Raw genomic sequence first — 15,400 nt, 5'->3', positions numbered from 1 at the left:
GGCGACGATGACCGTGGGTGGAGGCCCTTCCGTCGGCACACGGCGATGCGGCGTGCCCGAGCAGTCGCCGGACTGCCCTTAGCTCACGGCCGCCGCGTCGAGCAGCACCTCGGCGGCCTCGGTGCGGGCGTAGAGGACGTACCGGCCGGCGCGGTGCGCGTCGAGCAGGCCCGCCGCGCGCAGCGCGCCGAGGTGCTGGGAGACGCCGCCGGCCGTGATGCCGGTGCGCCGGGCGAGCTCGCCGGTGGACGCCGGGGTGTCCAGCTCGGTCAGCAGCAGCGCGCGGGTCCGGCCGAGGACCGCCGCCAGCGCGCGGGACGGTTCGCGTTCGCGGCGCTCCCACAGCGTGGCGATCCCGCGCGGCGGGTACCGCAGGGTCGGCTGCCAGCCGGGGCCGGTCACCGAGAACACCCGGGGCCAGACGAACACCGAGGGCACCAGCAGCAGCCCCCGCCCGCCCAGGCGCCGCCCGCCGCGGGCGTACCAGTGCCCGATGCGGAGCTTCTCCTCCTCCCAACTGACCTGTGAAGATAGGTCGTTGAGGAGTTCCTGAGCGCCCCCTCGGGCCAGCAGCCGGGCCCGGTGCAGCACGTCGCCCTCCAGCAGCGCCCGCAGCCGGGGCCAGTACGGCGCGAGCGCGAGCTCCCAGAACGCCGCGAGGGTGTCGGCGAGTTCGGCCAGCCCGCGGACCGGATCCGCCCGCAGGGCGGCGATCAGGGCGGACGACGGCGCGCGGGGGCCGCTCAGCCCGGCACGGACCAGTTCCGGCGCGGTGGCGCGGAGCCCGTCGAGCTCCAGCGCGAGGTCGGGCACCGAGGTGGTCGGCGGCGGCGCGATGAAGACCGGGATGGTCCGGGGCGGCGCCGGTACGAGGTCGGCGAGCAGAGCCCAGTCGAGCTTGGCGGCGGCCAGCCGCTCCCGCACGGGCCCGCTCCAGGGCAGGTGCAGCGGGTGCTCGGCGGGCCGTGTGAGGACGCGGACGGCGGCGACCGCCTCCCAGAGCGGGGAGATCGCGAACCGGGTGCGGGCCAGGTCCCGGGTGGTGAACTCCAGGTCCAGCATCGGGATCTCACGCTCCGGGATCGACGGGTGGGACTCGGCGTCGCCGTGCTCGGCGTTGCCGCGCTCGGCGCTGCCGTGAATTTAGCCCACGCTGAATCCGTGGCCGCCGCCGGGCGGGCGGGCCAGGGTCTACCCCCATGACGACCACCGCCGTTCCCGCGAACGCCGCGCCCGCCCCCGACCGCGACTCCGACCGCAGCCCCGACCCCGCCTACCGGCTGCTGCTCGCATCGACCGCCGTCAGCAAGGCCGGCACCGCCGTCGGCACCCTCGCCCTGCCGCTGACCGCCGTCCTCGCCCTGCACAGCCCCGCGTGGCAGATCGGGCTGCTGGCCGCGCTGAGCACCGCCGCCTTCCTGCTGATCGGCCTGCCGGCCGGAGCCTGGGTGGACCGGCTCCGCAAGCGGCCCGTCATGATCGCGGCCGACCTGGCCCGGGCGGCGCTGCTCGGCTCCGTCCCGGTCGCCTGGGCACTCCAATGCCTGACCTTCGCCCAGCTCTGCGCGGTGACGCTGCTGACCGGAGCCGCCACCGTGTTCTTCGACCTCGCGGCGCTGAGCCACCTGCCGGCCCTGGTCGGGCGCCCGGGCCTCACCCGGGCCAACGCCCACCTGGTCACCGTGGACGCCGTGGCCCAGACCGGCGGACGCAGCGCCGGCGGCCTCCTGATGTCCCTGCTCACCGCCCCGGCGGCGGTCCTGGTGGACGCGATGAGCTACCTCGGCTCGGCCTGGTTGCTGCGGTGCATCCGCCGCCCGGAGCCGGCACCCGCGCCCGCGCCGCCCGGCGGCCGGCGGCTGGCGAGCGAGATCCGGGACGGGCTGCGCTTCGTCCTCGGCCACCCGGTGCTGCGCCCGATCGCACTCGCCGGCGCCTGCACCAACCTCTCCATCCAGCTGTGCCAGACCATGCTGCCGGTGCTGTTCGCCCGCACGCTGGCGCTGCCGGACGTGGTGACCGGGCTCTTCCTCGCCGTCGGCGGCGTCGGCGTCTTCCTCGGCTCCCTGCTCGCCCGCCCGCTCGCACGCCGGCTGGGCGCGGGCCGGCTGCTCTGGCTGATGGGCCTGGCGGTGGCCCCGACCGGGGTCCTGGTCGCCTTGGTCGACCGGGGACCGGCACTCTGGTGGGCGGCCGGCGGGTGGCTGGTGACCACGCTGAAGGTGGGCATCGACAACGTGATCAAGGTCAGCTTCCGCCAGCACGTCACCCCCGATCACCTGCTCGGCCGGATGAACGCCACCCTGCGCGTCCTCCTCACCGGCGCGCTCACCGTCGGCGGCGTGCTGGCCGGCCTGTTGGGCTCCCTGCTCTCGGAGCGGGCCGCCCTCTGGGTGGGCGCGGCCGGCCTGGCCCTGGTCTGGCTGCCGATCTACCGCTCCCCCCTCCGCACGGCCCGCGCCCTGCCCGGCACCTGACCGACCACCGGCCCCGGGCGGTGCGGGACGGTCGGGCCGCCGGTGCCGCGGGTCTGCCGGGTGCCGCGGTACCGGCGTCCGGCCCGTGGGCCCGCCCCGGGCGCCGGCGGTCATCGGGCCCACGGGAGGACCCGGGTGCTCCCGGTGCCGGGGACGGAGCCACGCCGTCCGAGCGCATGACGACCGGCGCCTCGGCCGCCCGCGGGGCGTGGACCCGGCGGACCACGCCCGGCGGGATGGTGAGGTCTGCCGGCGGCGGCCTTCTCGGTGCGGCCGTCGCAGGTGACCCCGGCGCGCCGGCGGTCGCCGTCCAGACCTGCTCGCGGCTGATGACGTGCTCGGAGCCGGTCTGGCCGGCCGCCATCTCGACGGTTCCGGTGCTGAGTTCCGTGCTGCCCAGGCTGGGCGCGGCCAGACCCGTCATGCGGGCGTTCGGCGACTCGGTGACGTCCCGGCGGCGGGGGTGATCATGATCGCGGCGGCTCCTCGGTCCGAGTGGTCCCGGTCGTCTCGGTCACGGCCTTCTCGGTCGGGGCCGCCTCGTCCTGCCCGGTCTCGTCGGGGGTGGCCCATTCGACGAACTGGACGACGACGCCGTGGGGGTCGGTCAGCTGGAACAGCCGCTCGCCCCAGGGCTCCTCGCGCAGCGGCATGGTGATCGGGGCCCCGGCCTCGCGCAGGCGCCGCTCCTCCGCCTCGATGCCGGTGACGGTGAGCGCGAGGATCAGGCCCGCGACCCGCTGGTCACGCTGCTCGGGTGGCAGGACGTCGTTGCCGCGGCGGAGGAGCACGATGTCGGCGGCGGCGTCGGAGCGGGTGAGAGAGGCGAAGCCGTCGGCGGCCATCGCCAGCTGGTAGCCGAGGTGCGTGCGGAAGAACGAGGTGTTCACCCGGGGCCTGGCCCGCACCGTCGCCGAACGCCCCCCCGACGAGACCCCGCTCACCGCGCTGGAGGCGGCGTTCCGCGCCACACTGGCGGAGCACAGCCCGGTGGTCGGCTTCACCGGCGCGCAGTTCGCCCGCATGGTCGCCGACAGTCCCACGCTCACCGCCCGGCTGCGCGAGCTGCACGACCTGCGCGAGGAGGCGCTGGCCGCGGCGCTGGCCGACCCGGCCCCAGGGACCGCCCCGGCGATCGCGCCGCGAGCCGCGGCCGCCCTGATCGCCGCGGGCGACCGCCTGCTCTTCCGCCGCATCCAGGAACTCACCCTGGCCGGCCGCACCGACGACGAGATCGAGGCCACGCTCACCGCGGAGGCGGACCACGTCTTCGCCCTCCTCCACGCCGCCGCGACCGCCTGACCCCGCCGCGGAGCCAGCGCCCGACGCCCGGGCAGGCCCGCACGCCAACGGGCGGCGGCCGGCCGAGCCGCATCGCCGAGGCCTGTCCGGCGGATCTCGTCGGATCAGACCGCGGCGTCCGGGTGCGTGCGTCGCGAGCCGGCGGCTGGGGGAGCGTCGCGGGCCCCGCGAGATCCGCCGGACGAGCCCGGCCCTACCCGCCGGCCGGTGGTGGGGGGTGACGGAGGCCGGGGAGGAAGGCCAGGGCGAGGACGACGGCGAGGACGAGGGTGTGGACCGCCATGGCGCCGCGGAGCGAGACGCGTTCGCCGAGCCAGCCGGTGGCCGCGGCGGCGAACGGGTAGAGCGAGCCGCCGACGACGAACATGGAGCTCTGCACCCGGCCCATCAGCGCGTCCGGGACCATGCCCAGGACGCGGGCGTTGGTGCGGACCACCACGGCGGGGCTGACCAGCGCGATCGCCGCGGTGCAGCCGGTCATCACGACGGGCGAGGGGTGCAGGGCGGCGCCACCCGCGGCGGCGGCGATCAACGCCGTGACGAGGCGTAGCAGCCGGGCGTCCGGCACCCTCGGGAAGCGGGGGGCGAGCAGGGCGCCGACCACGCCGGCCAGCGCCGTGACGGCCAGCGCCAGGCCGAGCGACTGCGGGCGGTCGCGGCCGGCGGCGAGGACAAGGACGAAGGCGATTCCGGCGGTGGCGAAGTTCACCAGGGCCGACCAGGCCAGCAGCGCCCTCAGGTACCGGGAGCCGGCCACGTACCGGAAGCCCTCGGCGACGGCGGTCCGCAACCGCGGCCCGGCCTTTCCGTCGCCGCCGCCCAGCGGGCGACGCACCATCAGCAGCAGCCCCAGCGACACCAGGTAGGACAGCGCGTCGAGCAGGAACGGCGAGGCGGGCTGCAGCCGGTACAGGGCCGCGCCGAGCAGCGGTCCGACGAACTGCACGACGTAGGACTGGCCCTGGCCGAAGGCGACGGCGGCGTTCAGCTCCCGGCGGGGCACCAGCCGTGGGAGGGCGGCCGAGCCGGCCGGCAGCGCGACCGCGGTCAGCAGGCCCTCCACCGTGGCGAGTGCGCCGGCGAGCAGGACCGGGCCGCCGCCGTCGAGGACCAGCAGGCCCAGCGCCCCGACGGCGGCCGCCCGGCCGGCGTCGGCGGCGATCAGGATGGTCCGGCGGTGCCGGCGGTCCGCGAGGACGCCGGCCGGCAGCTGGCTCGCGAACACCGCGAGGAGCCGCACGGTACCGACCAGGCCGGCCAGGGCCGGCGACCCGCTGCGGTCGAGGATCCACAACGGCAGGGCCAGCATGGTGAGTTGCGAGCCGATGCCGGAGAGGCCCGCGCCGAGCCACAGCCGCCGGAAGTCCCGGTACCGCAGCGGCCCGGCCCGGCCCGCCCGGCGGCGGGCCGGATCGCCCGCCCGGGCCGGACCCCGCGAGTCCCCTTTGGTGAGGTCAACCGACATCGGACCGCTCCCCGAACGGCTCGCCGGAGCGCTCCGCCACCGGAGTCCCGGGCGCGGGGAGCGTCTCCCACCAGGAGGCGAGCACCTGCGCCGCCCGGTCCGGCGGCACCAGTCCGCGGCCTTCGACCACCCGCCCGCTCCACAGCTCGTACACCTCGCCCGGCTGCGGATCGACGACGACGTGCCCCTCCGCCCGCAGGGTGGTGACGTGGCGCCGGACGGCGGGCTTGTCCCACATGACGGCGTTCATGCTCGGGAAGAACAGCGCCGGACGGGGGTGGGCCAGCAGAGCGGTCTGCGCGGGCGAGCCCGCCAGCCCGAGGGCCGCGCCGGCCAGCATGTTCGCCGTCGCCGGCAGCACGGCGAGGCCCCGCGAGCGCAGCGCGAGCTCCGTGGGGTTGACGAGGTCGCCCGGTCCATAGGCCTCGTCGGCGTGCCAGGCGAGCGCCTCCGCCCGCAGGAACCGTTCGGCGCCGTGGGTGAGCAGCAGCCGCAGCGGCGCCGCCACGCTCTGCCGCAGGCGGACCAGGTAGCCGGGCAGGTCGAGCGCGGCGCTCGCCCCGCAGACGATGACGGACAGCGCGTCGTCACGCATGGCGGCCGCCGGCGGACGCCCGCGCGGGTGCCGGAGCGGCCTCCGGGAGGAGGTCGTCCAGGGTGTAGTTGAAGTCCGCCGAACCCCGGTGCAGCCGGTCGAGCACGAGCGCGATGCCCGCGCTGCCGGTCGCGAAGTCGGTGCTGTAGCGCAGCAGGCTCTCGCCCGGGAAGGCCAGGCCCTCCGGGCGGCGGCCGGCCAGCGAGAGGATCGCCCGGGCGCTGCGCTCGGCCGGCTCCCGGAGTTCGGGCCGGCCGAGCAGCTGGGCGCAGTCGAGCGCGAGGTTCGTCGGGCCGGCCATGCCGCGGTACAGGCCGGTGGTGATGGTGACCCCGCCGACCCCGCGGCGCAGGATCCCGTCCAGGGCCCGGTGAAGCGGCGCCTCGTCGGGCAGCAGACGGCAGTAGCGGGCCAGGGCGGTGCCGACGCCCGCCGAGCCGCGCAGCCAGTACGGGGAGTAGACCGCACTGCCCACGCGACCGGGCATGGAGAGCATCCCGTCGTCCTGGACCACGCCCTGGGCGAGGTCGTGTTCGAGCGCCCGCCGGCCGATGCGCAGGTAGGCGTCGTCGCCGGTGGCGCAGTGCAGGTACAGCAGGAACGCGGCGATGCCCGAGGAGCCGTGGGCGTAGCCGACCTGCGGCGCCCGTCCGCTGCCGTCGGCCCAGTAGAGGCCCTGACCGGCGTCCTGGGCGGCGGCGATCAGCTGGTCGCCGATCCGGGTGGCCTCGTGGAGGTGGCGGCCCTCGCGGGTGCGGCGCCAGACGGCGAGGCAGGCCAGGCCGAGCCCGGCGGCGCCGGTGGCGAGGTCGGCCGTCGGCGCGCCGGCCGGGGCCGTGCGCAGGGCCCGGTCGAGGACGGCGGCGCCCCAGTCGCGTTCGCCCGCGTCGCAGAGCGTCCAGGCGACGCCGGCCAGGCCGAAGCAGAGCCCGGGCGGGAGGCGGTCGAGGGCGGGTTCGGAGCGGGTCATCCAGGCGCGGACCGGCTCCGGGAAGCGCCCGGTGATGCCGTGCAGGGCCCGCAGGACGCCGGCCGCGCCGTGGGCCACCGACCACGGGTTGGTGCGGAACACGGCGGGGTCGGCCGGGAACGGCCGGTCGTCGCGCTCGGGCGTCATCACCTTCTCGATGAAGGCGAGGGCGTCGGCCACGGCGGCGGGCAGGTCGAGCCGGTCGTCGGGGGTCTCGTCGAGGGGCAGTCCGAGGGTGCGGAACAGCCCGTCCACCGGCCGTCGCAGCAGACCGGCGACGTGCCGCGTGGACCGGGCCAGCGCCGGCGGGTCGAGCGCGAGCAGGGTGTTGCGCGGCAGCAGCATCGCCAGTTCGACCGCGGCCAGGGCGTAGGCGTCGAACGCCCGGCCGTCGACGGCACCGGCCGGCTCGGCGGGCGCGAAGCCGGGCGTGCGCGGGTGCTGGTCCTGACGGGCGTTCAGCGGCCGCACCGACTCGAAGTCGATCAGCCGGACCCGCAGCGTCTCCGGGTCGACGAGGACGTTGGTCAGCGACACGTCGCCGTGGACGAGGTCGCGCTCGTGGCAGGCGGCGAGGGCGGCGCGCAGGCCGTCCAGCACGGTGTCGGCGACCTTCGCGTAGTCGGCGGCCGCCCGCGCGGTCAGGGCGTTGGCGGCCACCGGGTTCTTCATCCCGATGAAGCTGACGAGGGCCAGCCCCTCCACGTACTCCTCGGCGAGGAAGAGGTGCTCCCACTCCTCGAACAGCTCCAGCGGCTCGGGCGCCACCCCGGTGCCCTGCAGCAGTTTCAGGGCCTCGAACTCGCGGCGCAGCCGGGCCTGGGCGTCGGAGCCGTCCTCGGCGTACGCCGTGTGCGGGCGGGCCTCCTTCAGCACGACCCGGCGGTCGTCCGAGAGGCGCCGGGCTTGGTAGACCCCGCCCGCCCCGCCGTAGTGCAGCGCGCGTTCGACCCGGTACCCGTGCAGGACGGGCGAGCCGGCGGCGGCCGGCTGCTCCTCCTCCTCGAACAGCTCCGGGACCCACGACGGCCGCCGGTAGACCGGCGCGCGGTCGTCGAGCCACTGCCGCCCGTCCGGCCCGTGCAGCACGGGCAGCGGCGTGCCGTCGGCGCCGACCGCGCCGGACGGGGTGAACTCCCCGTACCGGTAGTACAGGCAGCCCGATTCGCCGTAGCGGCGGTCGGTCAGCACGTACGGCCCCCGGACGTCCGCGAGCGGACCGGCCAGGCGGGCCAGCAGCTCGCGGCACTGCTCGGCGGACTGCGTGTAGATGACGACGACCTTGCCGATCTGGCCGGGCGGCCACCACCTGGTCGCCCCCAGGCGGACCAGCCGGGTGGAGCGGAGGCACTTGAAGTGGAACGGGGTCCGGTGGAACTCCGCGGCCACCGCGCGCAGCGCCGCCGACGCGTCCTCGGGCACCGCCGAGACGTGGATCTTCCAGCCGTGCGCGGGCAGCGGGGGCGCGGCCGCCGCCCGGCAGCCGGCCCACACCCCCGAGGCGGTCACCTCCCCGTCGTCGCCGACGAGTTCGGACAGCTCCTGCTGGAGGTCGGCGGTGAACGGGGCCCGCCCCAGGGTCTCGAAGAACAGGGGATCGGCGACCGAGAAGGCCTGGTACTCGTCCAGTCTGCGCATGACGTACTCCTCGCTGACGGCAGAACAGGAAGCGGGGGGAGAGAGGCCCCCGGCCGGACCGCACCGGTCCGGCCCGGGGCCGGGTGGCGGTCAGCAGGCGTTGCTGACGCCGCTGGAGACCGAGCACACGTAGGCGGCTGGTCCGAACAGGCCCCGCTCGGTCTCGTCCTCGTCGAGCGCGAGGCTGATCAGGGAGAGCACGTTCTGCATCCGGGAGTTCACCTCCTCCCCTGGTCCCGGGGCCGCTGCGGGCCCCTCGGCGGCCGCTCCCGGGCCCGGGCCGGCCCGCGGCGGACCGGCCCGGACGCGCAGGACGGTCAGCAGGCGTTGCTGACGCCGCTGGAGACCGAGCACGACTGGGCGACGGGTCCGAACAGGCCCCGCTCCTCGTCGTTCTCGTCGAGCGCGAGGCTGATCAGGGAGAGCACGTTCTGCATCTGGGAGTTCACCTCCTTCGTAACGCGATGACGGGCCGGGTGACCTGGCCCTGCCTCACTGTGGCCCGCCCGCCGTCCCGACCGGTTGAGGCACCGGCCCCGCTCCGGTCCCGGGCCGCGCCCGGGACACGGGCCGTCACCGGGCGGGCCCCGCCCTCCCCCTCCACCCCCGCCCGGCAGACCGGCCCGCGCCCGCCCGTCCCCCGCCCCGGCGCCGCCCGGGACACCGGCGCCCGGCGCCACGCCGCACACCGGCACCCCGCCCACGCCGGCCTGTCCCCCACCCAGCACGACCAGCCCTCCCCCTCCACCCCACGCCCAGCGCCACGCCGCACACCGGCACCCCGCCCACGCCGGCCTGTCCCCCCGAGCACGGCCCGCCTTCCCTCCACGCCACGCCGCACACCGGCACCCCGCCCGCTCTGGCCTGTTCCCCCGCCCAGCACGTATGTTGTTTTCTGATTCTTTCTGTTGGCTTATGTTGCAACGAGGTCGCCGTGATCCGAACCACCGCCAAGCTCGCCGACGGGCGCGAGTTGATCTACTTCGACAGCGACGCCGTCGCCGACCGGGGCTCCCGCGACCTGCGCCCGTTGGAGCCGGTGGCCAGCCGGTCCGAGATCCGCCGCGACCCGGCGACCGGCGCCTGGGTGACGATCGCCGCCCACCGCCAGGGCCGGATCTACCACCCGCCCGCCGACGAGTGCCCGCTCTGCCCCTCCCGGCACGGCCGGCTGAGCGAGATCCCGGACGCCGACTACCAGGTGGCCGTGTTCGAGAACCGGTTCCCCTCCCTGGCCCTCGGCAGCCCGGAACCGGCCGCACCCCACCCGCCGCACGACGCCCGGGCCGGCAACGGCCGCTGCGAGGTGGTCTGCTTCACCGCCGACCACGACGCCTCCTTCGCCGACCTGGACGAGGACCGCGCCCGGCTGGTCCTGGACGCCTGGACCGACCGCACCGCCGAACTCTCCGCCCTGCCCGGCGTCCAGCAGGTCTACTGCTTCGAGAACCGCGGCACCGAGATCGGCGTCACCCTCGCCCACCCGCACGGCCAGATCTACGCCCTCCCCTTCACCACGCCCCGCACCGCCCGGATGGCCGAGCAGGCCGAGCGCCACCGCGCCGCCACCGGCCGCAACCTCTTCGAGGACCTGCTCGCCGCCGAACGCGCCGACCCGGCCCGCGTCGTGCTGGCCGGCACGCACTGGACCGCCTTCGTCCCGTTCGCCGCCCGCTGGCCGTACGAGGTCCACCTCCACCCGCACCGCCGCGTCCCCGACCTCACCCGTCTGTCCGAGGACGAACGCGCCGAACTCCCCGGCCTCTACCTCGACCTGCTCCGCCGCTTCGACCGCCTGTTCGGCACCCCCCAGGCGCCGGTCCGGACCCCGTACATCTCCGCCTGGCACCAGGCGCCCGCCACCGGTGGCGCCGAACTCGCGCTCCACCTCGAACTGTTCACCGTCCGCCGCACCACCGACAAGCTCAAGTACCTGGCCGGCACCGAGTCCGGCATGGAGGCCTTCATGAACGACATCGCCCCCGAGGACGCCGCCCGCCGGCTGCGCGAGGTGGCCCGGTGAGCACGACGACCAGCACCGCGGCCGCCTTCACCCGGCTCTTCGGCCACGCCCCCGAGGGCGAGTGGGCCGCCCCCGGCCGGGTGAACCTGATCGGCGAGCACACCGACTACAACGACGGCTTCGTCCTGCCGATCGCCCTGCCCCACCGCACCCGCGTGGCGGCCCGCCGCCGGGACGACGGCCTGCTGCGCCTGCACAGCGCCCAGGCGGAGGGCGGCGTGGTCGAGCTGCCGGTCGACGGACTGACGCCGGGCGGCGTGCCGGGCTGGGCCAAGTACCCGGCCGCGGTCGTCTGGACGCTGCGCCGGGCCGGTCACCGGGTGGGCGGCGCCGACCTGTCCTTCGAGAGCGACGTGCCCACCGGCGCGGGCCTCTCCTCCTCCGCCGCGCTGGAGTGCGCGGTCGCCCTCGCCTACCGGGACCTGCACGGACTCGGGCTGGGCGTGGCGGAGTCGGCCCTGCTCGCCCAGCAGGCCGAGAACGACTTCGTCGGCGTGCCGTGCGGCATCATGGACCAGATGGCGTCGCTCGGCTGCGAGGAGGGCAGCGCCCTGCTGCTGGACACCCGGGACCTCTCACGGCGCCAGGTGCCCTTCGATCTCGCGGCCGCGGGGCTGGAGCTATTGGTGATCGACACCCGGGTCAAACACGACCTCGCGGACGGCGCGTACGCCGGGCTGCGGGCCGGTTGCGAGCGCGCCGCCGCCCTCCTCGGCCTGCCCGCCCTGCGCGATCTGCCGGCGGACGGCCTGACCGCCGCGCTCGACCGGCTGCCCGTCGAACTCCGGCCGCTGGTACGGCACGTGGTCACCGAGAACGACCGGGTCCGGCAGACCGTCGAGCTGCTCGACGCGGGTGAGCTCGCCGCCGTCGGCCCGGTCCTCACCGCGGGCCACGCCTCGCTGCGGGACGACTTCGGCGTCTCCTGCCCGGAGACCGACCTGGCCGTCGAGACCGCCGTCGCGGCCGGGGCGCTGGGCGCCCGGATGACCGGCGGTGGCTTCGGCGGATCGGTGATCGCCCTCGTCGCCGCCGGGCGCGGTGGGACCGTCGCCGCCGAGGTGCGCGCCGCGTTCGCGGCGGCCGGTCACGGTGCGCCCCGGGTGTTCACCGCGACGCCGGCGGCCGGCGCCCGCCGGCTGGGCTGAGACCCGTGTCGGGGCCCCTACCCCGAGGGGCCCCGACACGGGCAGTGCGTGGGGAGAAGAACAAGCTCTGAACCAGTGGGAGCCGGTACGACGGGCAAGGGCCAGTGGGAGCGCTCCCACTGTGCGGTATCCGTGCGAACGCGGTCAAGAGGCTTGAAGAGTCGAAGGGTTCTGCCGGACGAAGTCCGCAACTCCTCTTTTCCTTGGCGTCAGTTGACGCTACCTTCGGGTCACCAGTGGGAGCGGTTCCATCAGTCGGCGCGCCGCCAACGGCGCGTCCTCGCTGTAAGGAGTCGCTCATGCGACACCCCCCGCGCCATCCCCCACGCCCACGTCTCGGCGCACTGTCCGCCGGGGCGCTGCTCACCTTCGCGAGTACCGCGCTCGCCGTGGCCGGTGCCGGCTCCGGCGCCGCGGCCGCACCGGGCTGTTCCGTCGCGTACAGCACGGTCAACTCGTGGTCCGGCGGCTTCCAGGGCTCCGTCACCATCACCAACAACGGTGCCGCACTGAGTAGTTGGACCCTCGGCTTCGACTTCCCCGGCGGCCAGCGGCTCAGCCAGGGCTGGGGCGCCACCTGGTCCCAGTCCGGGCGGAGCGTCACCGCCGGCAACGAGAGCTGGAACGGCTCGCTCGCCACCGGTGCGAGCGTCACGGCCGGCTTCATCGCCTCCTGGTCGGGCGGCAACCCGGCGCCGACCGCCTTCACGCTCAACGGGCAGGCCTGCGAAGGGGGTTCGGGAACACCCGGTCCGACGCCGACCACGACACCGACGCCGACGCCGACCACAAGCCCGACCGGCACCCCGACGGCCCCCGCGTCCGGCGCCCCCGAACTGGGCGTCACCGGCAACCGGTTGACCGACCGGGCCGGCACCACCCGCCGGCTGCTCGGCGTCAACCGCTCCGGCGGCGAGTTCATGTGCGTCCAGGGCCACGGCATCTTCGACGGACCGGTCGACGACGCGTCCGTGCAGGCCATCGCGGACTGGAAGGCCAACACCGTCCGGATCCCGCTCAACGAGGAGTGCTGGCTCGGCCTGGACAACATCCGGCCCGAGTACCGCGGCGCGAACTACGTCAACGCCGTCAAGGACCTGGTGGCCCGCGTGCTCGACCACGGGATGACCCCGGTGGTCGAACTCCACTGGACGTACGGCCAGTACACCGGCAACTCGGCCAACTGCACGGACGTCCATGCCTCCTGCCAGAAGCCGATGCCCGACGCCCGCTACACCCCGGCCTTCTGGAGCTCGGTCGCGGACACCTTCAAGAACGACCGCCGGGTGGTCTTCGACCTGTTCAACGAGCCCTACCCGGACCGCGCCACCGACAACGCCGAACAAGCCTGGGCCTGTTGGCGCGACGGCGGCACCTGCCCGGGCATCGGCTACGAGGTGGCCGGCATGCAACGCCTGGTGGACGCCGTCCGGGCCACCGGCGCGCGCAACGTCGTCCTCGTCCCCGGCCTCGCCTACGCCAACGACCTGAGCGGGTGGCTCAGCCACGCGCCCACCGACCCGGCCGGCGGCCTGGCCGCCGCCTGGCACGTGTACAACTTCAACTCCTGTGCCAGTGAGGCGTGCTGGAACAGCATCCTGGCCCCCGTCGCCGGCCGGGTCCCGCTCGTGGCGGGGGAGATCGGCGAGAACACCTGCGACCACGCGTTCGTCGACCGCGTCATGAAGTGGTCCGACGACCGCGGGCTCTCCTACCTCGGCTGGACCTGGAACACCTGGGACTGCTCCTCCGGCCCGGCCCTGATCAGCGGGTACGACGGCACCCCCACCGCCTTCGGCCTCGGGCTGCGCGACCACCTGCGCGCCCTCCACTGAACCGAAAGGGAACCAGCACCATGAGCCGCACCACCTCCCACACCCCCGCACCCCACCACGCCCCGCGCGGCACCGGCCGCTTCACCAGCCGGACCGCCGTAGTGGCCGCGCTCGGCCTGCTCACCGCCACCGGCGCCACCGCCACCGTGCTGACCAGCACCGCCGGCGCGGCCGCCGCCGGGTGCCGGGTCGACTACCGCATCAGCAACCAGTGGAACACCGGCTTCGGTGCCGACGTCACCGTCACCAACCTCGGCGACCCGGTGAGCTCCTGGACGGTGGAGTGGTCCTACGCCGGGAACCAGCAGGTCACCCAGGGCTGGAACGCCACCATCGCCCAGTCCGGGGCCGCCGTCACCGCGCGGAACGTCTCCTACAACGGCAGCCTGGCGACCGGCGGTTCGACCTCCTTCGGCTTCAACGGCTCGTACAGCGGGACCAACGCCGTCCCCACCGCCTTCAAGCTCAACGGCGTCGCCTGCAACGGCACCACCACGCCGACCACTCCCCCGAGCACGCCCCCCACCACCCCGCCGACCACGCCACCGACGACGCCGCCGACCACCCCGCCTGCCGGTACCCGCGCGGACAACCCGTACGCGGGCGCGAAGGTCTACGTCAACCCCGAGTGGTCCGCCAAGGCCGCCGCCGAGCCCGGCGGCAGCAAGGTCGCCCAGCAGCCCACCGGCGTCTGGCTGGACCGGATCGCCACCATCGCCGGTGCCAACGGCGGCATGGGCCTGCGCGCCCACCTGGACGAGGCCCTGCGCCAGAAGGGCGGCGGCGAGCTGGTCGTCCAGCTGGTGATCTACGACCTGCCCGGCCGGGACTGCTCCGCCCTCTCCTCCAACGGCGAGCTCGGCCCGACCGAGATCGACAAGTACCGCACGCAGTACATCGATCCGATCGCGGCCATCCTCGCCGACCCGAAGTACGCCGGTCTGCGGATCGTCACCGCCATCGAGCTCGACTCGCTGCCGAACCTCGTCACCAACACCACCCCGCGCGCCACCGCGACCGCCAACTGCGACGTGATGAAGGCCAACGGCAACTACATCACGGGCGTCGGCTACGCGCTGAAGAAGCTCGGCGCCGTCGCCAACGTCTACAACTACGTGGACGCCGGCCACCACGGCTGGCTCGGCTGGGACGACAACTTCGGGGCCACCGCGGAGATCATCAAGCAGGCGGCCACCGCCGAGGGTTCCACCCTCGCCAACGTGCACGGCCTCATCGTCAACACGGCGAACTACAGCGTGCTCAAGGAGAACAACTTCACCGTCGACGACAGCGTCAACGGCACCTCGGTCCGCCAGTCCAAGTGGGTGGACTGGAACCGGTACGTGGACGAGCTGTCCTACGCGCAGGCGATGCGGGCCAAGCTGGTCTCGCTGGGCTTCGACCCGAACCTCGGCATGCTCATCGACACCTCCCGCAACGGCTGGGGCGGCGCCGCCCGACCCGCCGGCCCCGGGCCGCGGACCGGCGTCGACGCCTACGTGGACGGCGGCCGTTACGACCGGCGGTTCCAGACCGGCAACTGGTGCAACCAGGCGGGAGCCGGCCTCGGCGAGCGACCGCAGGCGGCCCCGGCGCCGGGCATCGACGCCTACGTCTGGATGAAGCCGCCGGGCGAGTCGGACGGGAACAGCAAGCCGATCCCGAACGACGAGGGCAAGGGCTTCGACCGGATGTGCGACCCGACCTACACCGGCAACCCGAGGAACAACTACAGCATGTCCGGCGCCCTGCCGGACGCGCCGCTCTCCGGGCAGTGGTTCTCCGCGCAGTTCCAGGAGCTGCTGAAGAACGCCTACCCGGCGCTCTGACCGGGCCCCGGTGGCTGAGCCCCGGTGCCTAAGCCCCGGTGGCTGAACCCCGGTGGCTGAACCCCGGTGGCTGAGCCCCGGTGGCTGAGCCCCGTGGCCGGCCGGCACCCAGCCGGCC

At 75.1% G+C, this 15,400-nt stretch carries 12 protein-coding genes; 6 read left to right on the top strand and 6 right to left on the bottom strand.

Going from position 1 to position 15,400, the window contains the following annotated elements:
- Positions 1-78 precede the first annotated feature (78 nt).
- Entirely contained in the window at positions 79-1,062 is a 984-nt protein-coding gene (locus tag ACFVHB_RS26390; protein WP_380327157.1) for a DUF5937 family protein, read from the bottom strand.
- 137 nt (positions 1,063-1,199) lie between these two features.
- Here ACFVHB_RS26390 and ACFVHB_RS26385 point away from each other — a divergent pair, with 137 nt between their 5' ends.
- The gene (locus ACFVHB_RS26385) at positions 1,200-2,477 is read left to right on the top strand and encodes an MFS transporter (RefSeq protein ID WP_380327155.1); all 1,278 of its coding nucleotides are present in this window, start codon (positions 1,200-1,202) and stop codon (positions 2,475-2,477) included.
- A gap of 467 nt (positions 2,478-2,944) precedes the next feature.
- On the opposite strand, the gene ACFVHB_RS26380 is transcribed toward ACFVHB_RS26385, so the two are convergent.
- Entirely contained in the window at positions 2,945-3,367 is a 423-nt protein-coding gene (locus tag ACFVHB_RS26380) for a VOC family protein (protein ID WP_380327152.1), read from the bottom strand.
- On the opposite strand from ACFVHB_RS26380, the gene ACFVHB_RS26375 reads away from it, so the two are divergent.
- Entirely contained in the window at positions 3,345-3,779 is a 435-nt protein-coding gene (locus tag ACFVHB_RS26375; protein ID WP_380327149.1) for a hypothetical protein, read from the top strand. The two genes, ACFVHB_RS26380 and ACFVHB_RS26375, sit on opposite strands and share 23 nt — an antisense overlap.
- Before the next feature lie 193 nt (positions 3,780-3,972).
- On the opposite strand, the gene ACFVHB_RS26370 is transcribed toward ACFVHB_RS26375, so the two are convergent.
- The 4 genes from ACFVHB_RS26370 to ACFVHB_RS26355 all read right to left on the bottom strand — a co-directional run bounded on the left by ACFVHB_RS26370 (position 3,973) and on the right by ACFVHB_RS26355 (position 8,896).
- Complete coding sequence (locus ACFVHB_RS26370; protein WP_380327146.1) at positions 3,973-5,244, bottom strand: MFS transporter; 1,272 nt, start codon at positions 5,242-5,244, stop codon at positions 3,973-3,975.
- Complete coding sequence (locus ACFVHB_RS26365; protein ID WP_380327143.1) at positions 5,234-5,839, bottom strand: flavoprotein; 606 nt, start codon at positions 5,837-5,839, stop codon at positions 5,234-5,236. Before ACFVHB_RS26365 ends, ACFVHB_RS26370 begins: the two co-directional genes overlap by 11 nt.
- Complete coding sequence (gene lanKC / locus ACFVHB_RS26360) at positions 5,832-8,447, bottom strand: class III lanthionine synthetase LanKC (RefSeq protein WP_380327140.1); 2,616 nt, start codon at positions 8,445-8,447, stop codon at positions 5,832-5,834. The genes ACFVHB_RS26365 and lanKC overlap by 8 nt, the downstream gene beginning before the upstream one ends.
- Positions 8,448-8,764: 317 nt before the next feature.
- Positions 8,765-8,896: a hypothetical protein gene (locus tag ACFVHB_RS26355; RefSeq protein ID WP_380327137.1), complete on the bottom strand. Its 132-nt coding sequence runs from the start codon at positions 8,894-8,896 to the stop codon at positions 8,765-8,767.
- A gap of 485 nt (positions 8,897-9,381) precedes the next feature.
- Here ACFVHB_RS26355 and galT point away from each other — a divergent pair, with 485 nt between their 5' ends.
- The 4 genes from galT to ACFVHB_RS26335 all read left to right on the top strand — a co-directional run bounded on the left by galT (position 9,382) and on the right by ACFVHB_RS26335 (position 15,282).
- The gene (gene galT / locus ACFVHB_RS26350; protein ID WP_380327134.1) at positions 9,382-10,470 is read left to right on the top strand and encodes a galactose-1-phosphate uridylyltransferase; all 1,089 of its coding nucleotides are present in this window, start codon (positions 9,382-9,384) and stop codon (positions 10,468-10,470) included.
- Positions 10,467-11,618, top strand: a complete 1,152-nt coding sequence (galK, locus tag ACFVHB_RS26345; RefSeq protein WP_380327131.1) for a galactokinase — start codon at positions 10,467-10,469, stop codon at positions 11,616-11,618. The genes galT and galK overlap by 4 nt, the downstream gene beginning before the upstream one ends.
- Before the next feature lie 299 nt (positions 11,619-11,917).
- Positions 11,918-13,453: a cellulase family glycosylhydrolase gene (locus ACFVHB_RS26340; RefSeq protein ID WP_380327128.1), complete on the top strand. Its 1,536-nt coding sequence runs from the start codon at positions 11,918-11,920 to the stop codon at positions 13,451-13,453.
- 20 nt (positions 13,454-13,473) lie between these two features.
- A complete protein-coding gene (locus ACFVHB_RS26335) occupies positions 13,474-15,282 on the top strand; it encodes a glycoside hydrolase family 6 protein (protein WP_380327125.1) in 1,809 nt (602 codons plus the stop codon).
- Positions 15,283-15,400: the final 118 nt, after the last annotated feature.

It is taken from the genome of Kitasatospora sp. NPDC127111 (assembly GCF_042677465.1).
Classification (GTDB): Bacteria; Actinomycetota; Actinomycetes; order Streptomycetales; family Streptomycetaceae; genus Kitasatospora.
This window is presented reverse-complemented; position numbering and strand designations above follow the sequence as displayed.

What these genes read in the sequence shown, in the direction of transcription:
- ACFVHB_RS26390 (WP_380327157.1), bottom strand. Translation starts at nt 1,062, where the DNA reads ATGCTGGACCTGGAGTTCACCACCCGGGACCTGGCCCGCACCCGGTTC.
- ACFVHB_RS26385 (WP_380327155.1), top strand. Translation starts at nt 1,200, where the DNA reads ATGACGACCACCGCCGTTCCCGCGAACGCCGCGCCCGCCCCCGACCGC.
- ACFVHB_RS26370 (WP_380327146.1), bottom strand. Translation starts at nt 5,244, where the DNA reads ATGTCGGTTGACCTCACCAAAGGGGACTCGCGGGGTCCGGCCCGGGCG.
- ACFVHB_RS26365 (WP_380327143.1), bottom strand. Translation starts at nt 5,839, where the DNA reads ATGCGTGACGACGCGCTGTCCGTCATCGTCTGCGGGGCGAGCGCCGCG.
- lanKC (WP_380327140.1), bottom strand. Translation starts at nt 8,447, where the DNA reads ATGCGCAGACTGGACGAGTACCAGGCCTTCTCGGTCGCCGATCCCCTG.
- ACFVHB_RS26340 (WP_380327128.1), top strand. Translation starts at nt 11,918, where the DNA reads ATGCGACACCCCCCGCGCCATCCCCCACGCCCACGTCTCGGCGCACTG.
- ACFVHB_RS26335 (WP_380327125.1), top strand. Translation starts at nt 13,474, where the DNA reads ATGAGCCGCACCACCTCCCACACCCCCGCACCCCACCACGCCCCGCGC.